Consider the following 16,863-nt stretch of genomic DNA (forward strand, 5'->3'; position numbering starts at 1 on the left):
ACCAAAGGAGGGGTATTTCAATGGAGTATATCAAATTAGGCAATACTGGATTAGATGTATCGCGTTTATGTTTAGGAACGATGGGGTTTGGTGATCCCAACAGCGGATTTCACGAATGGGTACTGGAGGAGGAAGAGAGCCGCCAAGTCATCAAAAAAGCCTTGGATCTAGGAATCAATTTTTTTGATACGGCAAATATTTATTCTTATGGCGCCAGTGAAAAGATTGTCGGGAAAGCATTGAATGATTTTGCGCCGCGAGATGAGATTGTTGTGGCTACGAAATTGTTTTCAAAAATGAAACAAGCGCCGAATAGTGGCGGTTTATCTAGAAAAGCGATTTTCTATGAAGTGGAACAAAGTTTACAACGATTACAAATGGACTATATCGATCTTTATATCATCCATCGGTGGGACTACCATACCCCAATCGAAGAAACGATGCAAGCACTCCATGAATTGGTGCAATCTGGCAAAGTCCGCTATATTGGAGCTTCAGCGATGTATGCGTGGCAGTTCGCGAAAGCACAAGCAGTGGCGGATAAGCATGGCTGGACCAAATTCGTCTCGATGCAAAACCACTTGAACTTATTGTACCGCGAAGAAGAACGAGAAATGATGCCACTGTGTGCCGATCAAAAAATTGCGGTCACACCATACAGCCCATTGGCAGCAGGGCGTTTGACCCGAGATTGGGATGCAGAAACCAAACGTTTCTTGACGGACAAAACCGCGCAAAGCAAATATGACCAAACCAAAGAACAAGACCAAGAAATCGTTCGACGGGTGGCAGAACTGGCAGAAAAACATCAAGTCAAACGGGCGCAAGTTGCCTTGGCGTGGCTATTGCAAAAAGACCAAGTTGTGGCACCGATCATAGGCGCAACCAAGGAAAGTCATTTGTTAGACGCGCTGCCAGCCTTAGGATTGATCCTGTCTGCAGATGAGATAGCTTATTTAGAAGCACCGTATCTTCCACATGCCGTTATGGGTGCGGTATAATAGAAGAAAAGCCGCATCAGGCTTGAAAGATCATATGGGATTTGGAGAGATTAGATGAATATCAAAAAAATCAGTGAAATCAGCGGTGTTTCAGCAGATACGATTCGTTATTATGAAAAGATTGGCCTGATTCCACCAGTCAAACGCAATAAAAATGGCGTACGGACGTTTGATGAGGAAGATTTGAAATGGATCAAATTTACCCGTCAAATGCGCAATGCTGGATTGTCGATTGAAGGGTTGACCCATTACTTAGCATTGTTTAGCGAAGGACCGCAAACTGTGCCTGAACGCAAACAATTATTGGCTGAACAAATCGCAGTCTTAAGAGAAAAAATCAATGATATGACAGAAGCAGTCGAACGTCTTGAGTATAAATTGGATCATTACGATGAACATATCTTGCCAACAGAAGAACGATTGCGACAACGAAAGCCCGTCAAAAAATAAAAACAGCCAGTATGAAATTTTTTCAACTGTGTTACTGGTTATAATATGATTAATAGAAAGGAACCAAATGTATACGATAGCTTTGCTAGGTGCAGATACCGTATTGGGGCATGACATTCGCCAAAGAATCATGCAATCAAATAGAGCCAATCAGATAGACAATCAGGCAGAGATGGACGCATATCGGCTGCCTGAAGAAACACTGATTGAAGTAGCGCAGGAGCAGCTTGTCGATTTAGGTTTACTGGTCCGCTGTTTGCAAAAAAGTGATAGAGTGTTGCTGTTGGATATCCAAGATCCTCGGGCCACCTTACGGGTGATCGAAGCGATGGCTTTACTGGATAAAGCGCATTTGATTACAGTCACACCGACAGTGCAGCAATTTCTGTTGACCAAGACCCAGCAAGAGCGAGAGGAACATGCGCAGATCTTAAACAGAAATATAGCGATGTCTGAATCGCTGTTGCGAGAATCCGGATTACACGTGACATTCATAGATCTGCCTTGTGGGAATAAGCAAAAGCAGGTTGAGGACAGGCAAGTGTTTATTCGCCAAGCGTGTATCGCGGAGGTGCTGAATCGGGTGGAATAATCATTGTTAAAGAAGAAGCAAATTTTTCAACGTCCTATGAAAAATTTGGTTCTTCTTTTTTGCAACTTTTTGATAAAATGGTGAGAAGCAATTTTGACGTGTTGACTATATTCATGAAAAGGAGAATGACTTGAAGAATATACAGATGAAAAAACAGGTGGCTATTTTATTGGGTGTTCTCTGGATTTGTATCGCTTTGAACTTCTTCTTGCTGCCCCATAGTATCGCTTCGGCAGGTGTCGGGTCGATTGGGTATTTGGTTGAAACAGGTTGGCAGATCAATCGCCATGTGATCGTCTGGTCGATCAACTTGGTGATGTTGACCCTGACTTATTTCTTATTGGAACGCGCTGTCTTCATTAATACTCTAGTTGGCAGTTTGACTTTTCCCGTCATGTTGGCACTGTTGCCTGAATGGATGCTGATCCGATTTTATGGCGTATCATTGATACTAGGCAGTTTCTTTTTTAGTCTAGGTATTTATTCTCTTTATCGAATCGGGGCTTCAAATGGCGGTGTTACGATTCCGCCGCTGATTCTAGAAAAATATTACGGTATCCGTAAATCTACTGGTGTATTATTGACGAACGCGGTCATCGTTTTGTTGAACTTGATGATTTTTTCTTGGCAAGAGGCCTTGGTCTCCGCATTATCGATTTACTTGATTGCCTTCTTTATGCGCAATTTACTGAAGTTTGAACAAACAAGGCAGCTGAAACGTGAACAGACCACACCCACTGCCACAGAAGAACGTATCGCGAAAAAGACATTGCCTGTTGATTGATTACAGTGCAATGTCTTTTTTGTTTGGTATACTAAAATGGTACCTTGACGGAGAAGTTTATTCAATGGAGGGTAGGTTAACTTTTGCGGTAGAAAGTTAACTTGGGGTTGATTCGTTGATCAATATTGTTTTGAAAGGATGGGGATGATGTATGAACATAGTGGCAGCAATAGATTCATTCAAAGGAAGCGCAAGTTCAGAGGAATTAAACGCAGCAGCATTGGCGGGTTTTTCTGATGATGTGAAGAAATGTAATATACCGATCGCCGATGGCGGTGAGGGCACAATGGCTGCAATTCATGCAGATTTAGGTGGGAAGTATATCGAAGTCGTTACAACAGATCCGCTAGCAAATGAAATCACCGCTGAATGTTTACTGACTACTTTTAATGGTAGAAAAATTGCCATTATTGAATCAGCAGCGGTGATTGGCATCAATCTCGTTGAACAAACAGATGATACGACACTAAATGCTTCTTCATATGGCCTAGGTAAAATGGTTCTAGCTGTTTTGAAGGAAAATGTGCAGCAGATCTATTTGACATTAGGAGGAACAGCAACTTCCGATGGCGGACTTGGCTTTTTACAAGCAATTGGCGCCACGCTTGAGTCGAATCAAAAGAACAACCCGAATCTTGGAAATCCATTGCTTTGGGCAGATACGATCGATTTTGCCACCATTGATACCCGCTTAGCGGCTGTTGAACTGATTGGCTTAGCAGATGTGACCAATCCATACGCGGGGAAAAATGGCTTCGCTCATGTTTTTGGGCCACAAAAAGGGGCTTCAGCTGCAACTATTGAACGATTGGATCAACGGGCGGAAACCTTCATCATGCATTTGCCGCAATCAAAACAACAATATGTGAACAAAGCTGGATCAGGGGCAGCCGGCGGCTTAGGTGGCGCGATTTTACTTGCGGGTGGGCAACTGCAATCTGGGTTTCAAACGATTGCATCGATCATAGGCTTCGAAGAAAAAATTGCCCAAGCTGATTTTGTCATTACGGGTGAAGGACGCATCGATCAGCAGACGGATCAGGGCAAAGTGCCATTTGGCGTGGCAACGATCGCCCATGATTTAGGGATTCCTGTCATCGTTTTGTGCGGTTCTAGGCAAACAAACATTGGGGAAATGGCGCATCTCGCAATGGGGGTATTTAGTATTCAGCAGGGGCCAATCACATTGGCAGAAGCAATGGACCACGAGCGCACATTAGCGAATACGTATTTGACTGCCCGAGGGATAGCCGGTATCATCGATGGAATCCATAAAGAATCAGCGAAGAAAGCAAAATAAATAATCAAAAGAATAGACGACAAACCCTTCTTGCAGAAGCAAGAACTAGGTTTGTCGTCTATTCATCAATTTATTGCATTTTAGTCCATCTTGATTATCGAGGCAACTCCGCCTGCGCCTCAATCTCCACTTTATACGATGGATCAATCAGCCCAGATACTACAACCAAACTCATGGCTGGTTTCTCCTCACCGAGAATGGCAGTGAACGCGTCGCGGACACCACCCAAATCAGCAGCGTCTGTGATGAAGACGGTCATTTTTGCGACGGCAGACCACTTGAGATCATGCTGGTTCAGAATGGCTTCAATCTTATTCAAAACAATTGTCGTTTGGGCGTACATAGCTACAGGAATTTCAGTGTCTTGTTGTGGCGTTTGCCCAGATATATAGAGAATAGGTCCTTGTGTCATGCGGGTATTAGAGAAGATAGCGATACGAACATCTCCTTTGGATTGAAAACCGAGTTACATTTTCTCTATTTTACTGGAGTTTTGTTGGATATACAAGAAAGAAAGCTGCAGGTCATGATCGACTATCGATGACGCATTAATTTCAGAGTTTCATGAAATTATCGCCAATATATTTTTTCATTCCTGTCGTATACTTTTATCAAGTTAAAGAAACCGACAAGGAGGAAACACTATGAAATAGTACAAAAAATCGACGCTGACTATCTTAGAAGAGTTGCAAACGGATCAAGAAGGGTTAACGGTGCAAGCACGTGAAGCACGTTTGGCAAAGCAGGGTGAGAATGTCATCAGCGAAAAACAACAACTGCCAAAATGGCGCCAAATCAGCAAACATTTCACTGATTTGCTAATGGTGGTCTTGATGATAGCCGCTGTACTCAAAGCATTGTCAGGAGATTTCGCCGAGAGTGGCATCATTTTTGCCGTCGTGATCATCAACGGGATCGTCGGCTATTGGCAAGAAAGAAAAGCTGAGGCCTCTTTGAATGGATTGAAGCAATTGATGGGCAAAGAAACCACCATCTACCTTCATGGTCGGCGGAAAAAAGTCCCGGTTGCTTCATTGGTTGCTGGTGACTTGGTGGTTTTAGGACCGGGAGATGTTGTGCCAGCCGACTTGCACTTACTGACGACGCATGATTTAGTGATCGAGGAATCAATTTTGACGGGAGAATCAGAGCCAGTCGAAAAACAACATCACACGCTGGCGAATGAAGCAATCATTGGCGATCAGGTCAATATGGCCTTTTCCGGCACCCACGTTGAGAGTGGGTCCGCGACAGGGATCGTTGTTGAAACTGGCGATCGTACGCAAATTGGTCAAATCAACCAAGCGATTCAATCTGTTGAAAGCCAAGAAACACCTTTGATCAAAAAGATGAAGCAATTGAATCACCAATTATTTCGCTGTATCATTGCATTGGTCCTGTTCTTGATTTTCTTTACCACTTTCCGCTACGGTTTTGAACTGAATGTCTTATTCTCATCTGTGATCGCATTGATTGTCGCAATGATTCCGGAAGGGTTGCCAGCGGTGCTCACCATGATATTGTCAATGGGTGTCAAAGAGATGTCAGAACAACAAGCCATCATCAAGTCGATGCCTTCTGTAGAAACATTAGGAGCAATGACAGTGATTTGTTCAGACAAAACAGGGACCTTGACCAAAAATCAAATGACAGTCGTAGAAGTTCTCAGCGATGATCAAAACAGCCGTGATCAGATGATAGATATCATGACCAATTGCCAAGATATCAAACACCTGCAACAACAAAAAGCTGCGGATTTGGTCGGGAATCCGACTGAAAAAGCGCTCTTGCACTACGTAGAAGCCTTTGATCGCCCATTGAAACCCACGATCAGCCAACTGCCATTCAACTCAGCGTACAAGTACATGGCGACTTTGCATCCTATGCAAAATCAACAACAAAAAGCGATACTGTTTGTCAAAGGCGCACCAGAAGTGTTACTCAATCGGAGCAATCTGACCGACCAAGAAAAACAAGACTGGTTGACACGAGGCAAAGCTTTGGCAAGCAAAGGCCAACGCTTGATTGGGTTTGCGTATAAAGAAGTGGAAGCAGGACATTCCTTGTCCCATGATTCTGTCAGCGAATTGACTTTACAGGACTTGCAGGCATCATGATCTCCCGAAAGAAAGTGCAATCGAAGCAGTCAAAGACTGTTTACAGGCTGGGATTCGGGTCAAGATGATCACAGGAGATCATGGCGACACAGCACAAGCAATCGGTAAGCAAATCGGGCTGAAGCACACCGATTAGGTTTTGCAAGGTATCGATATCGATCAGCTTTCAGATACAGCCTTGCGAAAAGCGGTCAACCATGTGGATATATATGCCCGCACCACACCGGCGCATAAGCTGAGGATCGTGACAGCATTGCAAGAAAATGGTGAAATCGTGGGAATGACTGGGGATGGTGTCAACGATGCCCCAGCGCTTAAAAAGGCCGATATCGGTATTGCCATGGGCATCAAAGGCAGTGAAGTAACGAAACAAGCGGCCGATATGGTTCTCGCAGATGATCATTTCCATACGATTGCCCATGCAGTCAAAGAAGGACGCAGAATCTATGACAACTTAAAGAAAACCATTCTCTTCTTCTTGCCAACTGCATTTGCCCAAGGGTTGATCGTCATCGCTGCATTATTGGTCAGCCGTCCCTTGCCATTGACGTCTGTGCAAATGCTCTGGGTCAATATGGTGACAACCATCACCCTTTCCTATGCATTAGGTTTCGAACAAGCCAGCAAAGATGTGATGCACCGCCCACCGAGAGCCATTGAAGAAAGAATTTTGACTGCATATAGTTTCTTTAGGATCGCATATGTATCCTTGTTGATCATGATCCCCGCATACTGGCTAGCGATCCAATTCGATGGAACAGGTTTACAGCAAAGCATTTTGCTGCAAAACATTGTGATGGCGCAAGCTGTCTATCTCGTCAACTGCCGAGAGTTGTTAGCGCCGGCACTTAATCGTGGCATGTTCAAAAATCGCGCGCTGCTGCTGTCATTTGCGGCATTGATCTTGTTGCAAGCCTTCGCATTGGCTACACCTTTTGGCCAACAGCTTCTAGGTGTACAACAACTCAGCTTCTTACAACATCTGGCAATTCTCGCGAATGGATTACTCTTGTTCATCATCGTGGAAGGGGAGAAATGGCTGTCAGCTGCATATAAAAGACGGCAAAAAGCCGCTCCAGTCAACCTAGGTTAACAACAAAAGCGGCAGAAAAAACACTTATCGTCTAGCGATAATTTAAATAATACGTTTGGATGAGTTCAGTCACTTGGCTGAGCTCATTTTTTGTAGGTACCATTGAAAGATAATAGATGGGACAATTAGCTGACTCAATCGGGAAATTGGACAAAATAAAATCAGACGCAGCCAATGATCCAGCCGTCAATTGACCAGGTTCGGCAGCCGCTAGGGAAATCCGTCGTCCTAGATAATCTTTCAGCTCATGAAGCAGGTAGACTTTCCATGCAGGATCGCCTTGGAACACAAACAATCCCTTGGCGATAACTGGATCAGCTTGCAAGCGGGCTTGCTGGATCAATAAGCGAAGCGTCATCGCGATCGATTGCTGCAAATGTGCGGTTTTTGAAAAATGCTGCTGGATAAAATCAGTAATCAAAGGATCGATAGAAACCAATTGCGGATAATTGAAATCACGAATATCTTGATATTCCGATTGGAATTGTACCGATAGTTTGGTCGACTCTTGCACTTTGATCAGCAATAAAGACAAATTATCAATCAATCGGGTCTGATGTGCTAAGTCAAGTTGCAAAGTATCATCAATCAAGAGAACAAAATCTGTTGCCTTTTGACAGATCGTCGCATAGGATGTTAGCGTCTCGCGGATCAAGGGTGACCAGTGATTGTTGTAGTTCCAGCTTTCTAAAAAACAATAAAAACTAAAAAAATGTTCACTCGTTTCGACATAGACGCCTTCTTTTTCATAAAGAGCAACCAACGGCTGCTTGAATAAAGCAAAAAATCGATCTGTTACATTAAAAGTAAAATCGTCAATGCGACAATTGGCTTTGATCCGAATCGTGTTGATAAAAAACCAGCAGGTGCCAAATACTTGTTCGACATCAATATCAAGCTTATTTTTGTTCAGAGCTGTCAAAAATTCATAATAATGGCTTTCATGGATCGTGTATTCTGAAAAGAAATAATTGTTATGCGTATAAGGCAACAACAGGCGATGGTAAAAGAGCCGCAAATTGATTTCATTGCCTTCGACAACGATTTTACTAGCAGTCACGCGGATCTGTAATGAGAAATCAACTAAGGTTTGATTCAATTTCAACGTATGACGACGCAATGTTTCGAGAGAGATCCCGTTTTCTTGGATAAACCCCTGTGTTCCGACTGAATGTGAGAACAACAATGCTTTAAGCAAAGAGATACCAATCGATTGCGGAAAGAAAATCTCCCAAAGTTGACTCACTGGCAACGAATCTGACGTTTGTAAGGACAGACCATTGCTGTCAGCAGCCAAAGACCAGTGAGGGGGCAGTTGCTGCCGAATAGAAATGATATCAGAAAATATCGTCCGTTCTGTTGTTCCTAATAAGGTGGCTAGGGCCTTTGATGTCATCTGTTGATGGTTGGCCAATGTTTCTAAAAGCAAAATCTGACGCAGCAAATCTTTTTCAGTGATACATGTTTTCATCATCTCATCCATGATGTTCTCCCTCTCTAGGTCACAAGTTCTTATGTGAACGGAAATAGCTTATATTGATTTTAGCTGAAATGAACGGGAAATGCTATTTGTAAGGAAGGAATTAATGAAAAGATAGTGATTGGTTTAGCTTGATGGTGATGAGGGAGAGTGGGAAATCAAAAGCAAAAAAAAAAATGTCACCGATAATGCTATATCTAGTTACCCATAGTTGATTTAATTGAGATGGTGTCTTTTAGTCAGGCATAGGTACTTTTGGTATCATATGAAAGCAGTTGCTTGCAATATCTGGGAGGATATCTTACCATGAAATGAGCAGCTTTCAGCTGCGAAGAAGACGCGCTATCAGGCGGATTATTGGGGAAGTCTTTACGTGCACCCTGATAGCGCATCTCTTTTCTATTTTATCATTATTCTTAGATAATATATATTGTAAACAGTAGGAAAAGCCATTGAAGTTTTATGTGAATTTGCATATTTAAATGGTGTTTGCGAGAGAAATTTTGTTCATTATTGTAAAAGCAATTCCAGTTATACAACAAAAACAGCTAAAGAACATGATTCTTAGCTGTTTCTGGCATGGCTAATAGTATAAAGAAAAACACAAGTTGAATTAGTGTGATTTGTTCTCGTTAAAGTAAGTATCAATATACCTTTTGATTTTTCCATAATCTTTTGTCAAAAAATAGATAGAAGGAACTTTAATGATAGGTAGGTCATTTTCATTATCAAAAGGAACGAATGGATCAGGCATGACCAAGTAATCAACATGGTCTTTGTCTCTGAGATAATTCACAGAAACATCGTAAAACTGAGAGAAGTAATCTTTAAGGCTTGGATCTTTTTTATAAAGAAGCCCCGGAGATAATGGTGTATATGACATTACATTATTGAGCACCAAGACAAAGCAAACTCTTTTCATGAATAAACCACCTTTCAAATAGATTGGATTAGTAGCAAAAAAGAACTATAAAAAGCTATTTCTTTAAGAATGCAGCGAGTAAAAACAGAAAAGCCGGAATCCAAAAGAATTTCATACCAATTCCTAAAGCAAAAAAAGCAAAAGCTACACCAAGATAAGTTTTATCTGCATCTTTGTAATGATGAAAGTTCATGTCATCGCCTCCTATGCTCATTGTATCACGAGTGAGTGAGGAGGGGGAACAGCGAAATGACTTCACTTTAGATAATATGATGCGCTTGTTTGTATTGCGTGCTAAAAATGTAAGTAGGAGAGGTGCGTTCTGTGTTCATATATGAATAATGTTTTGAAATTATACAATAAGAAAACAGAAAATTTGTCCAATTAAAACCAATTACATATAATCAGGAGTCAAAAAAATAAAGTAAACTATGAAGATAGCTATTCCTAATAATGTTATCAAAGAGAACCAAATCATTAATTTGTTCTTTCTATTTACACCATTCAATAAGAAAAAAAGACTGATTGTTGTGATGATCATTAAAATGCTTGATAGTCCCATTTGCGCCTCCTAGACGTTTTTAGTAAGTAAAGTAAAAAACACAATAGTGCTTCATGTTTTCCAAAATTAAAAGAGTGAGTGTTTGACTTGATTTATTTAGACCTCTTTTTGGATTTTACTTTTTTATAAATAGCATGAATCAGGAACGTTGTGAGGCACCCCAAAAAGAAAAGTGTCGTTGAGTATAAAATTTCTGACAAAGGTATTGTAGCAAATGTGAAATCGCTAAAAAGAATACCAATTATAATTGTGACGATAGCAAAAGTCAGGGTCATCAGCAATATTTGGACAAAAAACTTCATTAAAACACTCCTTTTATTGAGAATATCACAATGGTATGACTTAGTAAATAATTAGTGTAAAAATGATAAAGGTAGTAAACAGGAGAAAGAATCCTGTACCCACATGTAGAGCATCTTTATCTAAAACAAACACAATATACGTGTTGTTGAAATGTAGTCATATGACAAACAAATGTCTAAGTTTGCATAAAAAATGTAAACAAAAACCGCTAGAAATCAATATTTCTAACGGTTTGTCTATGGTTCGTATGATAATATAACGTCACAGGAGGGATTCGAACCCCCGACCGTCCGCTTAGAAGGCGGATGCTCTATCCGGCTGAGCTACTATGACAATTCAGCAACAAATAACATTATAGAAAAAGGGCGGGGCAATGTCAATTGCTTTTCGCCCTTTTTTCTTATTTTCTCCACAAAAAGATGATTTTGGTTAGTTATTCTCTGCTAGATCAGGCAAATCTACTTGCTCGGTTTCTTTGGTGATCAATATCACACCGTCGCCTAGGGGGACTAAAGTAGAGGTTAGCTGCGGATGAGTCATCACTGTATCCAAGAATAGATTTAGTTTGCGATGGATCGCCCGTTGTCCGCGAGGGATTTCTTCAGTCGGTTGCAAAATCGTTCCGGCTTGAAAAATGTCATCGACCATAAGTACGCCACCTTTACGCAGCAAACGCAAGCATTCGGGTAAAAACTCAATGTACTTAGATTTGGCGCTGTCCATAAAGATAAAATCATAAGGACCGCTAAGTGTTGGCAAAATATCTGCGGCTTGTCCTTCCAATAGGGTGATTTGGTCTTCGTTGTCCAGCCGTGCATAGGTTTCTTTGGCTTTACGGATCATCACATCGAAGCGATCAATAGTCGTGATGTGGCTATTCTTAACAATGTTAGCCATCAAACTTGAAGAAAACCCGATCGCTGTGCCAATTTCTAAAATCGCTTGTGGTTTTAATTGCCCCAAAAGAAATTGCATAAAGACGACAGTTTCGTGGGGGATGATCGGTACTTCTTTTTCGTGGGCGTCTTGTTCTATTTTTCCGAGTTCACCGGGTAATTGTTTTTGGTTGTTGCGCATATATGCCACTAGTTCAGGTTTGACTACTGGGCGATGCATCATTTCGTTACGCATCTTCTTCCTCCTCAATGATTGCTGCTCTTCATTATACGAAGAACGAACTGTAAGTTCAATCTTTTCTCACGTTGAACAAGGGCAAAAAAAAATACCAGTCATTCGACTGGCAGGATAAAGGGGTGAAAAAATATTTTTGGGATACATATAGCATAACCGATGATTGTTTAAATTCGGTTAAGATAGCGTGAAGAAATCAACAGTAAATACTAAATTTTTACGCAGTTGACGCTTTCACATCACCTACATGAAAAATAGTTGTCGAAGTATCTGTCAAATCATAATATTCAGAAAATTCGGTAAAAACTATTGACAGTTCGATGGAAGCTTGGTATGGTCATTACAAGAAAAAAACAGACAGGTGACGGTTATGATCAAACAAACGAAAAACGCAGCAGCATTTTTATTATTATTATCGTAAGGACTCATTCATTTTGCCACGTAATTTCAGGCATCATTTGAAGAGTCCTATTCGCATTGCATGAAGGTTAGCCCTTTATGGAGTGCTTTTTTTATACCTTTTTCGATCATTGATCACAAACCATGTTTGTTGCCAAGTCTATAAACAGTGAAGGAGGAGAAGTTTTTATGAGAAAGATTCAATTTTTTGATACGTCTTTGAGAGATGGCGAACAAACACCGGGGGTCAATTTTAATACCAGAGAAAAGGTGCAATTGGCTTTACAGCTTGAAAAATGGGGAGTCGATGTGATCGAGGCAGGGTTCCCGATTGCCTCTGAGGGAGATTTTGAGGCTGTCGAAGCAATTGCGAAAGCTGTCACCAAGATGACAGTTGCCGGATTGGCACGCTGCCAAAAGAAAGATATCGATCGCGCTTATGAGGCGTTGAAACAGGCCGTTGATCCGCAGATCCATGTTTTCCTAGCGACAAGTGCTGTCCACCGAGAATTCAAATTGCATATGACCAAAGAAGAAGTGCTTGCGTCGATCAACACTCATGTTCGTTATGCCCGTGAGAAATTTGCGAAAGTACAATTTTCACCGGAAGATGCAACGAGGACAGATAAAGATTTCTTATTAGCAGCTGTTCAAACAGCAATTGATGCAGGGGCAACGATCATCAATGTGCCAGATACGGTAGGGTATAGCAATCCGACAGAATATGGTGAACTATTTGCCTATTTGATCAGCCATATCACCAGTGATGAGAAGATCACCTTCTCCTCTCACTGTCACGATGATTTGGGGATGGCCACTGCCAATGCATTAGCGGCAATTGAAAATGGTGCGGATCGCGTTGAAGGGACAATCAATGGAATTGGCGAACGGGCAGGAAATACGGCATTGGAAGAAGTAGCGTTGGCACTGCACATCCGCAAAGACTTTTATCAAAGCGATACATCGATCAAACTAGACGAAACCAAACGGACAAGCGACTTGATTGCACGTTTGTCAGGAATTGCCGTACCGAAAAACAAAGCAATTGTTGGGGGCAATGCCTATGCCCATGAATCAGGCATCCACCAAGACGGTGTCTTAAAGAATCCGGAAACCTATGAAATCATCACGCCGCAGTTGGTCGGCATCAAGACCAATTCATTGCCGCTAGGGAAACTGTCAGGAAGACATGCCTTTATCGACAAGATGACGCAATTGGGCTATCAGTTTGAACAAAATGAAAGTGATGCCTTGTTCAAACGTTTCAAAGAATTGGCGGATAAGAAAAAGCAAGTCACAGAACAAGATTTGCTGGCGTTAGTCGCCGATCAAGGGCGCGGGTCTGATGGTTATGAATTGGATGCTGTTCAGCTGCAGTATGTTTCTAATGGGCACCAAGGAGCGGTCGTTTCCATCAAAAAAGAACAAGAAACGTTTGTTGCTTCCGCGATTGGTTCTGGTAGTATCCAAGCAATCTACAATTCGATCGATCAAATTTTTGACCAACAGCCGACTTTATTGAATTATGAGATCACAGCTTTGACGAGTGGTGAAGATGCCCAAGCAGAAGTGCATGTGCTGATCGAATGCAGCGACAGTCATGAGAAAATCAGTGGCATTGGTTTAGACTTTGATGTGCTGCAAGCTTCTGCCAAAGCGTATGTGCAAGCCAGTGCTGCGCTGAAGAACCGAGGTGTACTGGTGTGAAAAAGATCGTTGTTTTAGCAGGGGATGGCATTGGTCCTGAGATTATGGACAGCGCATTGCGGGTGTTGGGGGCAGCGATGGGGTCTGATTCATCTGTGTTTTCATTTGATCACCAGCCTTTTGGCGCAGCGGCGTTGGCGATAGGCCCTACACCATTGCCACCGGCAACTTTGCAGGCATGCCAAGAAGCGGATGCGATTTTGCTCGGTGCGATCGGTGATCCACGTTGGGAAAAGGCTCCTTTCACACCTGAACAAGGACTGCTGGCATTGCGTAAAGCATTAGGTCTGTATGCCAATATCCGTCCAATCAAGGTAGTGGATGCCGTGCTGCATTTGTCGCCGATCAAAGAAACAATCGTCAAAGGGACAGATTTTGTGATCGTTCGTGAATTGACTGGGGGCATCTACTTTGGTGATAAAGCGGAAGAGCTAGATAGTGCCTACGATATCAATCGTTATGACCGAGTTGAGATTCAGAGAATCATGCGTCAAGCGTTTAGGATTGCACGAACACGTCAGAAAAAAGTACTCTCTATCGATAAAGCCAACGTGTTGGCGACGAGCAGGCTTTGGCGGCGAATTGCTGAAGAAGTGGCAGAAGAGTTTCCTGATTGTCAACTCACACATCAATACGTTGATTCGGCAGCGATGAAGATCATGCAGCAGCCTACTGCATTTGATGTCATTGTGACAGAAAATCTGTTTGGTGATATTTTGAGTGATGAAGCGTCTGTTTTGCCTGGTTCATTAGGGGTCTTACCAAGTGCCAGCCATGGAATCAACGGTGTGTCTTTATATGAACCGATTCATGGATCAGCACCGGATATTGCAGGGCAAAACAGTGCAAACCCGGTGTCGATGATTCTTTCGGTAGTGATGATGCTGCGGGAGTCTTTTCAAATGGAGTCATTAGCAGAAACAATCGAGACTGCCTGCTTTGATACGATGAATGCAGGCATTTTGACAAAAGATTTGGGCGGCGATGCAACAACTGATGCGTTTACGGCAGCGGTGATCGCACGGCTAGGAGGAATGCAAGATGGGGAAAACGTTATTTGATAAACTTTGGGAGCGCCATGTGGTAGCTGGTGAAGAAGGCGAGGCACAATTATTGTACATTGATCTGCACATGATCCATGAAGTAACTTCGCCGCAAGCGTTTGAAGGACTGCGGGAAGCCAACCGCCCATTGCGCTGTCCTGAGAAAACCTTCGCCACGATGGACCACAATGTACCAACGCAAGATATCTTTACGATTTCTGATTTGGTCGCCAAAAAACAAATGGATACTTTACGCAGAAATTGCCAAGACTTCCAAGTGCAACTTTGTGACAATGGTTCTGCCAGTCAAGGAATCGTGCATATGGTGGGACCAGAAGTCGGCTTGACACAACCGGGAAAGACAATCGTTTGCGGAGACTCTCATACAGCGACCCATGGCGCATTTGGCGCGATTGCTTTCGGAATTGGCACAAGTGAAGTGGAGCATGTATTTGCGACGCAAACCTTGTGGCAGATGAAACCCAAACGAATGGGCGTCCAGATCACTGGCGCCTTGCAGCCGGGTGTCTATGCCAAAGACATTATCTTGGCACTGATTGCTGCCCATGGGACTGATTTTGGTGCTGGGTATGCGGTGGAATATTTTGGCGATACGGTTCGTAGTTTGACGATGGAAGAACGGATGACTATCTGTAATATGTCAATCGAAGGCGGGGCAAAAATGGGCCTGATGGCACCTGATGAGACAACATTTGCTTATGTGAAGGACCGTGACTTTGCTCCAGATGATTATCAAGCTGCTGTGGCTGATTGGCGGACATTGTACACGGATGAGGACGCCACATATGATGCGCTGATCACTTTAGACGCTGCCCAATTGGCGCCTTATATCACATGGGGCACCAATCCAGAAATGGGCGTACCAGTGACGGGGGTCTTTCCGGCGGTCAAAGACCATAACGATCAGCAAGCCTATGATTATATGGCACTTCAACCCGGACAACATGCTTCAGAGATTCCTATTGAATATATATTTATTGGCTCATGCACCAACGGCCGTTTATCTGATCTGCAAGAAGCGGCCGCGATCCTGAAAGGTCAGCATATCAAAGAAGGGGTGACTGGTATCGTGGTGCCAGGTTCTCGTCCGGTACGTAAAGCCGCTGAAGCCATTGGTTTGGATCAAGTCTTTATCGCTGCCGGCTTTGAATGGCGGGAACCAGGTTGTTCGATGTGTTTAGGGATGAACCCCGATAAAGTACCAGAAGGGGTGCATTGCGCATCCACATCGAATCGTAATTTTGTGGGACGGCAAGGCAAGAATGCTCGAACGCATCTCTGTAGTCCCGCCATGGCTGCAGCAGCGGCGATCCATGGGCATTTTATTGATGTTAGAGAAATCATTAGGGGGCGAGAGGATGAACGCTTTTACGCAATTTGAAGGCACGACGATGCCTTTGATGAATGACAATATCGATACAGATCAGATTCTGCCGAAAAACTATTTGAAACGTGTAGAAAAAACGGGTTTCGGTGAATTTCTCTTTGATGATTGGCGATATTTGGCGAAACGTAAGCCCAATCCAGACTTTATTCTCAATTTTCCTGAATACCAACAGGCCTCGATTCTGATCGCAGGTGACAATTTTGGTTCTGGTTCATCTAGAGAACACGCGGCCTGGGCATTACTGGATTATGGGTTTAAAGTGGTAATTGCTGGTAGTTTTGGCGATATCTTCTATATGAATGCCACCAAAAATGGTCTCTTGCCCATTGTCTTGCCGCTAAAGGTCAGACAACAACTAGCAGCCTTGCCGCCAACGACAGAAATTTATGTCGATTTGCCTTTGCAGCAAGTGGTCATCAATGGAGAAAGTCATAGCTTTGTGATCGATGCTTCCTGGAAATATAAGCTGGTCAATGGCCTTGATGAGATTGGTATCACGCTGCAAGAAGCGGATAAAATCACCGCTTATGAGCAGACGATTCCCGCCTATCGATTGCCAAAATAAACGATG

General features: G+C 42.8%; 14 protein-coding genes, 1 tRNA gene and 1 pseudogene. 10 read left to right on the top strand and 6 right to left on the bottom strand.

All coding sequences use genetic code 11. The features are described 5' to 3' along the window. The first annotated feature begins 20 nt into the window (after positions 1-20). The 5 genes from A5886_RS05635 (at position 21) to A5886_RS05655 (ending at position 4,127) form a co-directional block, all read left to right on the top strand. Positions 21-1,001, top strand: coding sequence for an aldo/keto reductase (locus tag A5886_RS05635; RefSeq protein ID WP_086274043.1), 981 nt, complete (start codon positions 21-23; stop codon positions 999-1,001). Between the two features lie 54 nt (positions 1,002-1,055). Next, entirely contained in the window at positions 1,056-1,451 is a 396-nt protein-coding gene (locus tag A5886_RS05640; protein WP_086274044.1) for a MerR family transcriptional regulator, read from the top strand. Positions 1,452-1,518: 67 nt separating this feature from the next. Further along, the gene (locus A5886_RS05645) at positions 1,519-2,043 is read left to right on the top strand and encodes a hypothetical protein (protein WP_086274045.1); all 525 of its coding nucleotides are present in this window, start codon (positions 1,519-1,521) and stop codon (positions 2,041-2,043) included. Positions 2,044-2,188: 145 nt separating this feature from the next. Next, entirely contained in the window at positions 2,189-2,827 is a 639-nt protein-coding gene (locus A5886_RS05650; RefSeq protein WP_086274046.1) for a YitT family protein, read from the top strand. 151 nt (positions 2,828-2,978) lie between these two features. Next, positions 2,979-4,127: a glycerate kinase family protein gene (locus A5886_RS05655; protein WP_086274047.1), complete on the top strand. Its 1,149-nt coding sequence runs from the start codon at positions 2,979-2,981 to the stop codon at positions 4,125-4,127. A 94-nt stretch (positions 4,128-4,221) separates the two neighbouring features. Here A5886_RS05655 and A5886_RS05660 read toward each other — a convergent pair whose 3' ends face one another. Next, the gene (locus A5886_RS05660; protein WP_086274048.1) at positions 4,222-4,563 is read right to left on the bottom strand and encodes a RidA family protein; all 342 of its coding nucleotides are present in this window, start codon (positions 4,561-4,563) and stop codon (positions 4,222-4,224) included. 232 nt (positions 4,564-4,795) lie between these two features. Between A5886_RS05660 and A5886_RS05665 the strand changes: the two are divergent. Beyond that, positions 4,796-7,337: pseudogene (locus A5886_RS05665) on the top strand (HAD-IC family P-type ATPase). Between the two features lie 31 nt (positions 7,338-7,368). On the opposite strand, the gene mafR reads toward A5886_RS05665, so the two are convergent. The 5 genes from mafR to A5886_RS05690 all read right to left on the bottom strand — a co-directional run bounded on the left by mafR (position 7,369) and on the right by A5886_RS05690 (position 11,735). After that, complete coding sequence (mafR, locus tag A5886_RS05670; RefSeq protein ID WP_086274049.1) at positions 7,369-8,820, bottom strand: global transcriptional activator MafR; 1,452 nt, start codon at positions 8,818-8,820, stop codon at positions 7,369-7,371. A gap of 610 nt (positions 8,821-9,430) precedes the next feature. Further along, positions 9,431-9,739, bottom strand: a complete 309-nt coding sequence (locus tag A5886_RS05675) for a hypothetical protein (protein ID WP_086274050.1) — start codon at positions 9,737-9,739, stop codon at positions 9,431-9,433. Positions 9,740-9,794: 55 nt separating this feature from the next. Further along, entirely contained in the window at positions 9,795-9,932 is a 138-nt protein-coding gene (locus tag A5886_RS15775) for a hypothetical protein (RefSeq protein WP_179189978.1), read from the bottom strand. 931 nt (positions 9,933-10,863) lie between these two features. Further along, positions 10,864-10,937: transfer RNA gene (locus A5886_RS05685), tRNA-Arg, on the bottom strand. Between the two features lie 96 nt (positions 10,938-11,033). Continuing rightward, positions 11,034-11,735 (bottom strand): O-methyltransferase, encoded by a 702-nt coding sequence (locus tag A5886_RS05690; protein ID WP_086274052.1) that lies wholly within the window; start codon positions 11,733-11,735, stop codon positions 11,034-11,036. Positions 11,736-12,323: 588 nt separating this feature from the next. On the opposite strand from A5886_RS05690, the gene A5886_RS05695 reads away from it, so the two are divergent. From A5886_RS05695 to leuD, 4 genes are read left to right on the top strand one after another with little or no spacing between them, the layout of a single operon-like run. Then, positions 12,324-13,841 (top strand): 2-isopropylmalate synthase, encoded by a 1,518-nt coding sequence (locus A5886_RS05695; RefSeq protein WP_086274053.1) that lies wholly within the window; start codon positions 12,324-12,326, stop codon positions 13,839-13,841. Beyond that, complete coding sequence (gene leuB, locus A5886_RS05700; protein WP_086274054.1) at positions 13,838-14,902, top strand: 3-isopropylmalate dehydrogenase; 1,065 nt, start codon at positions 13,838-13,840, stop codon at positions 14,900-14,902. Before A5886_RS05695 ends, leuB begins: the two co-directional genes overlap by 4 nt. Then, complete coding sequence (gene leuC, locus A5886_RS05705; protein WP_086274055.1) at positions 14,883-16,286, top strand: 3-isopropylmalate dehydratase large subunit; 1,404 nt, start codon at positions 14,883-14,885, stop codon at positions 16,284-16,286. Before leuB ends, leuC begins: the two co-directional genes overlap by 20 nt. Then, positions 16,264-16,857 (top strand): 3-isopropylmalate dehydratase small subunit, encoded by a 594-nt coding sequence (gene leuD, locus A5886_RS05710; protein ID WP_086274056.1) that lies wholly within the window; start codon positions 16,264-16,266, stop codon positions 16,855-16,857. The genes leuC and leuD overlap by 23 nt, the downstream gene beginning before the upstream one ends. Positions 16,858-16,863 lie beyond the last annotated feature (6 nt).

It is taken from the genome of Candidatus Enterococcus testudinis (assembly GCF_002140915.1).
GTDB classification, from domain to species: domain Bacteria; phylum Bacillota; class Bacilli; order Lactobacillales; family Enterococcaceae; genus Enterococcus_D; species Enterococcus_D testudinis.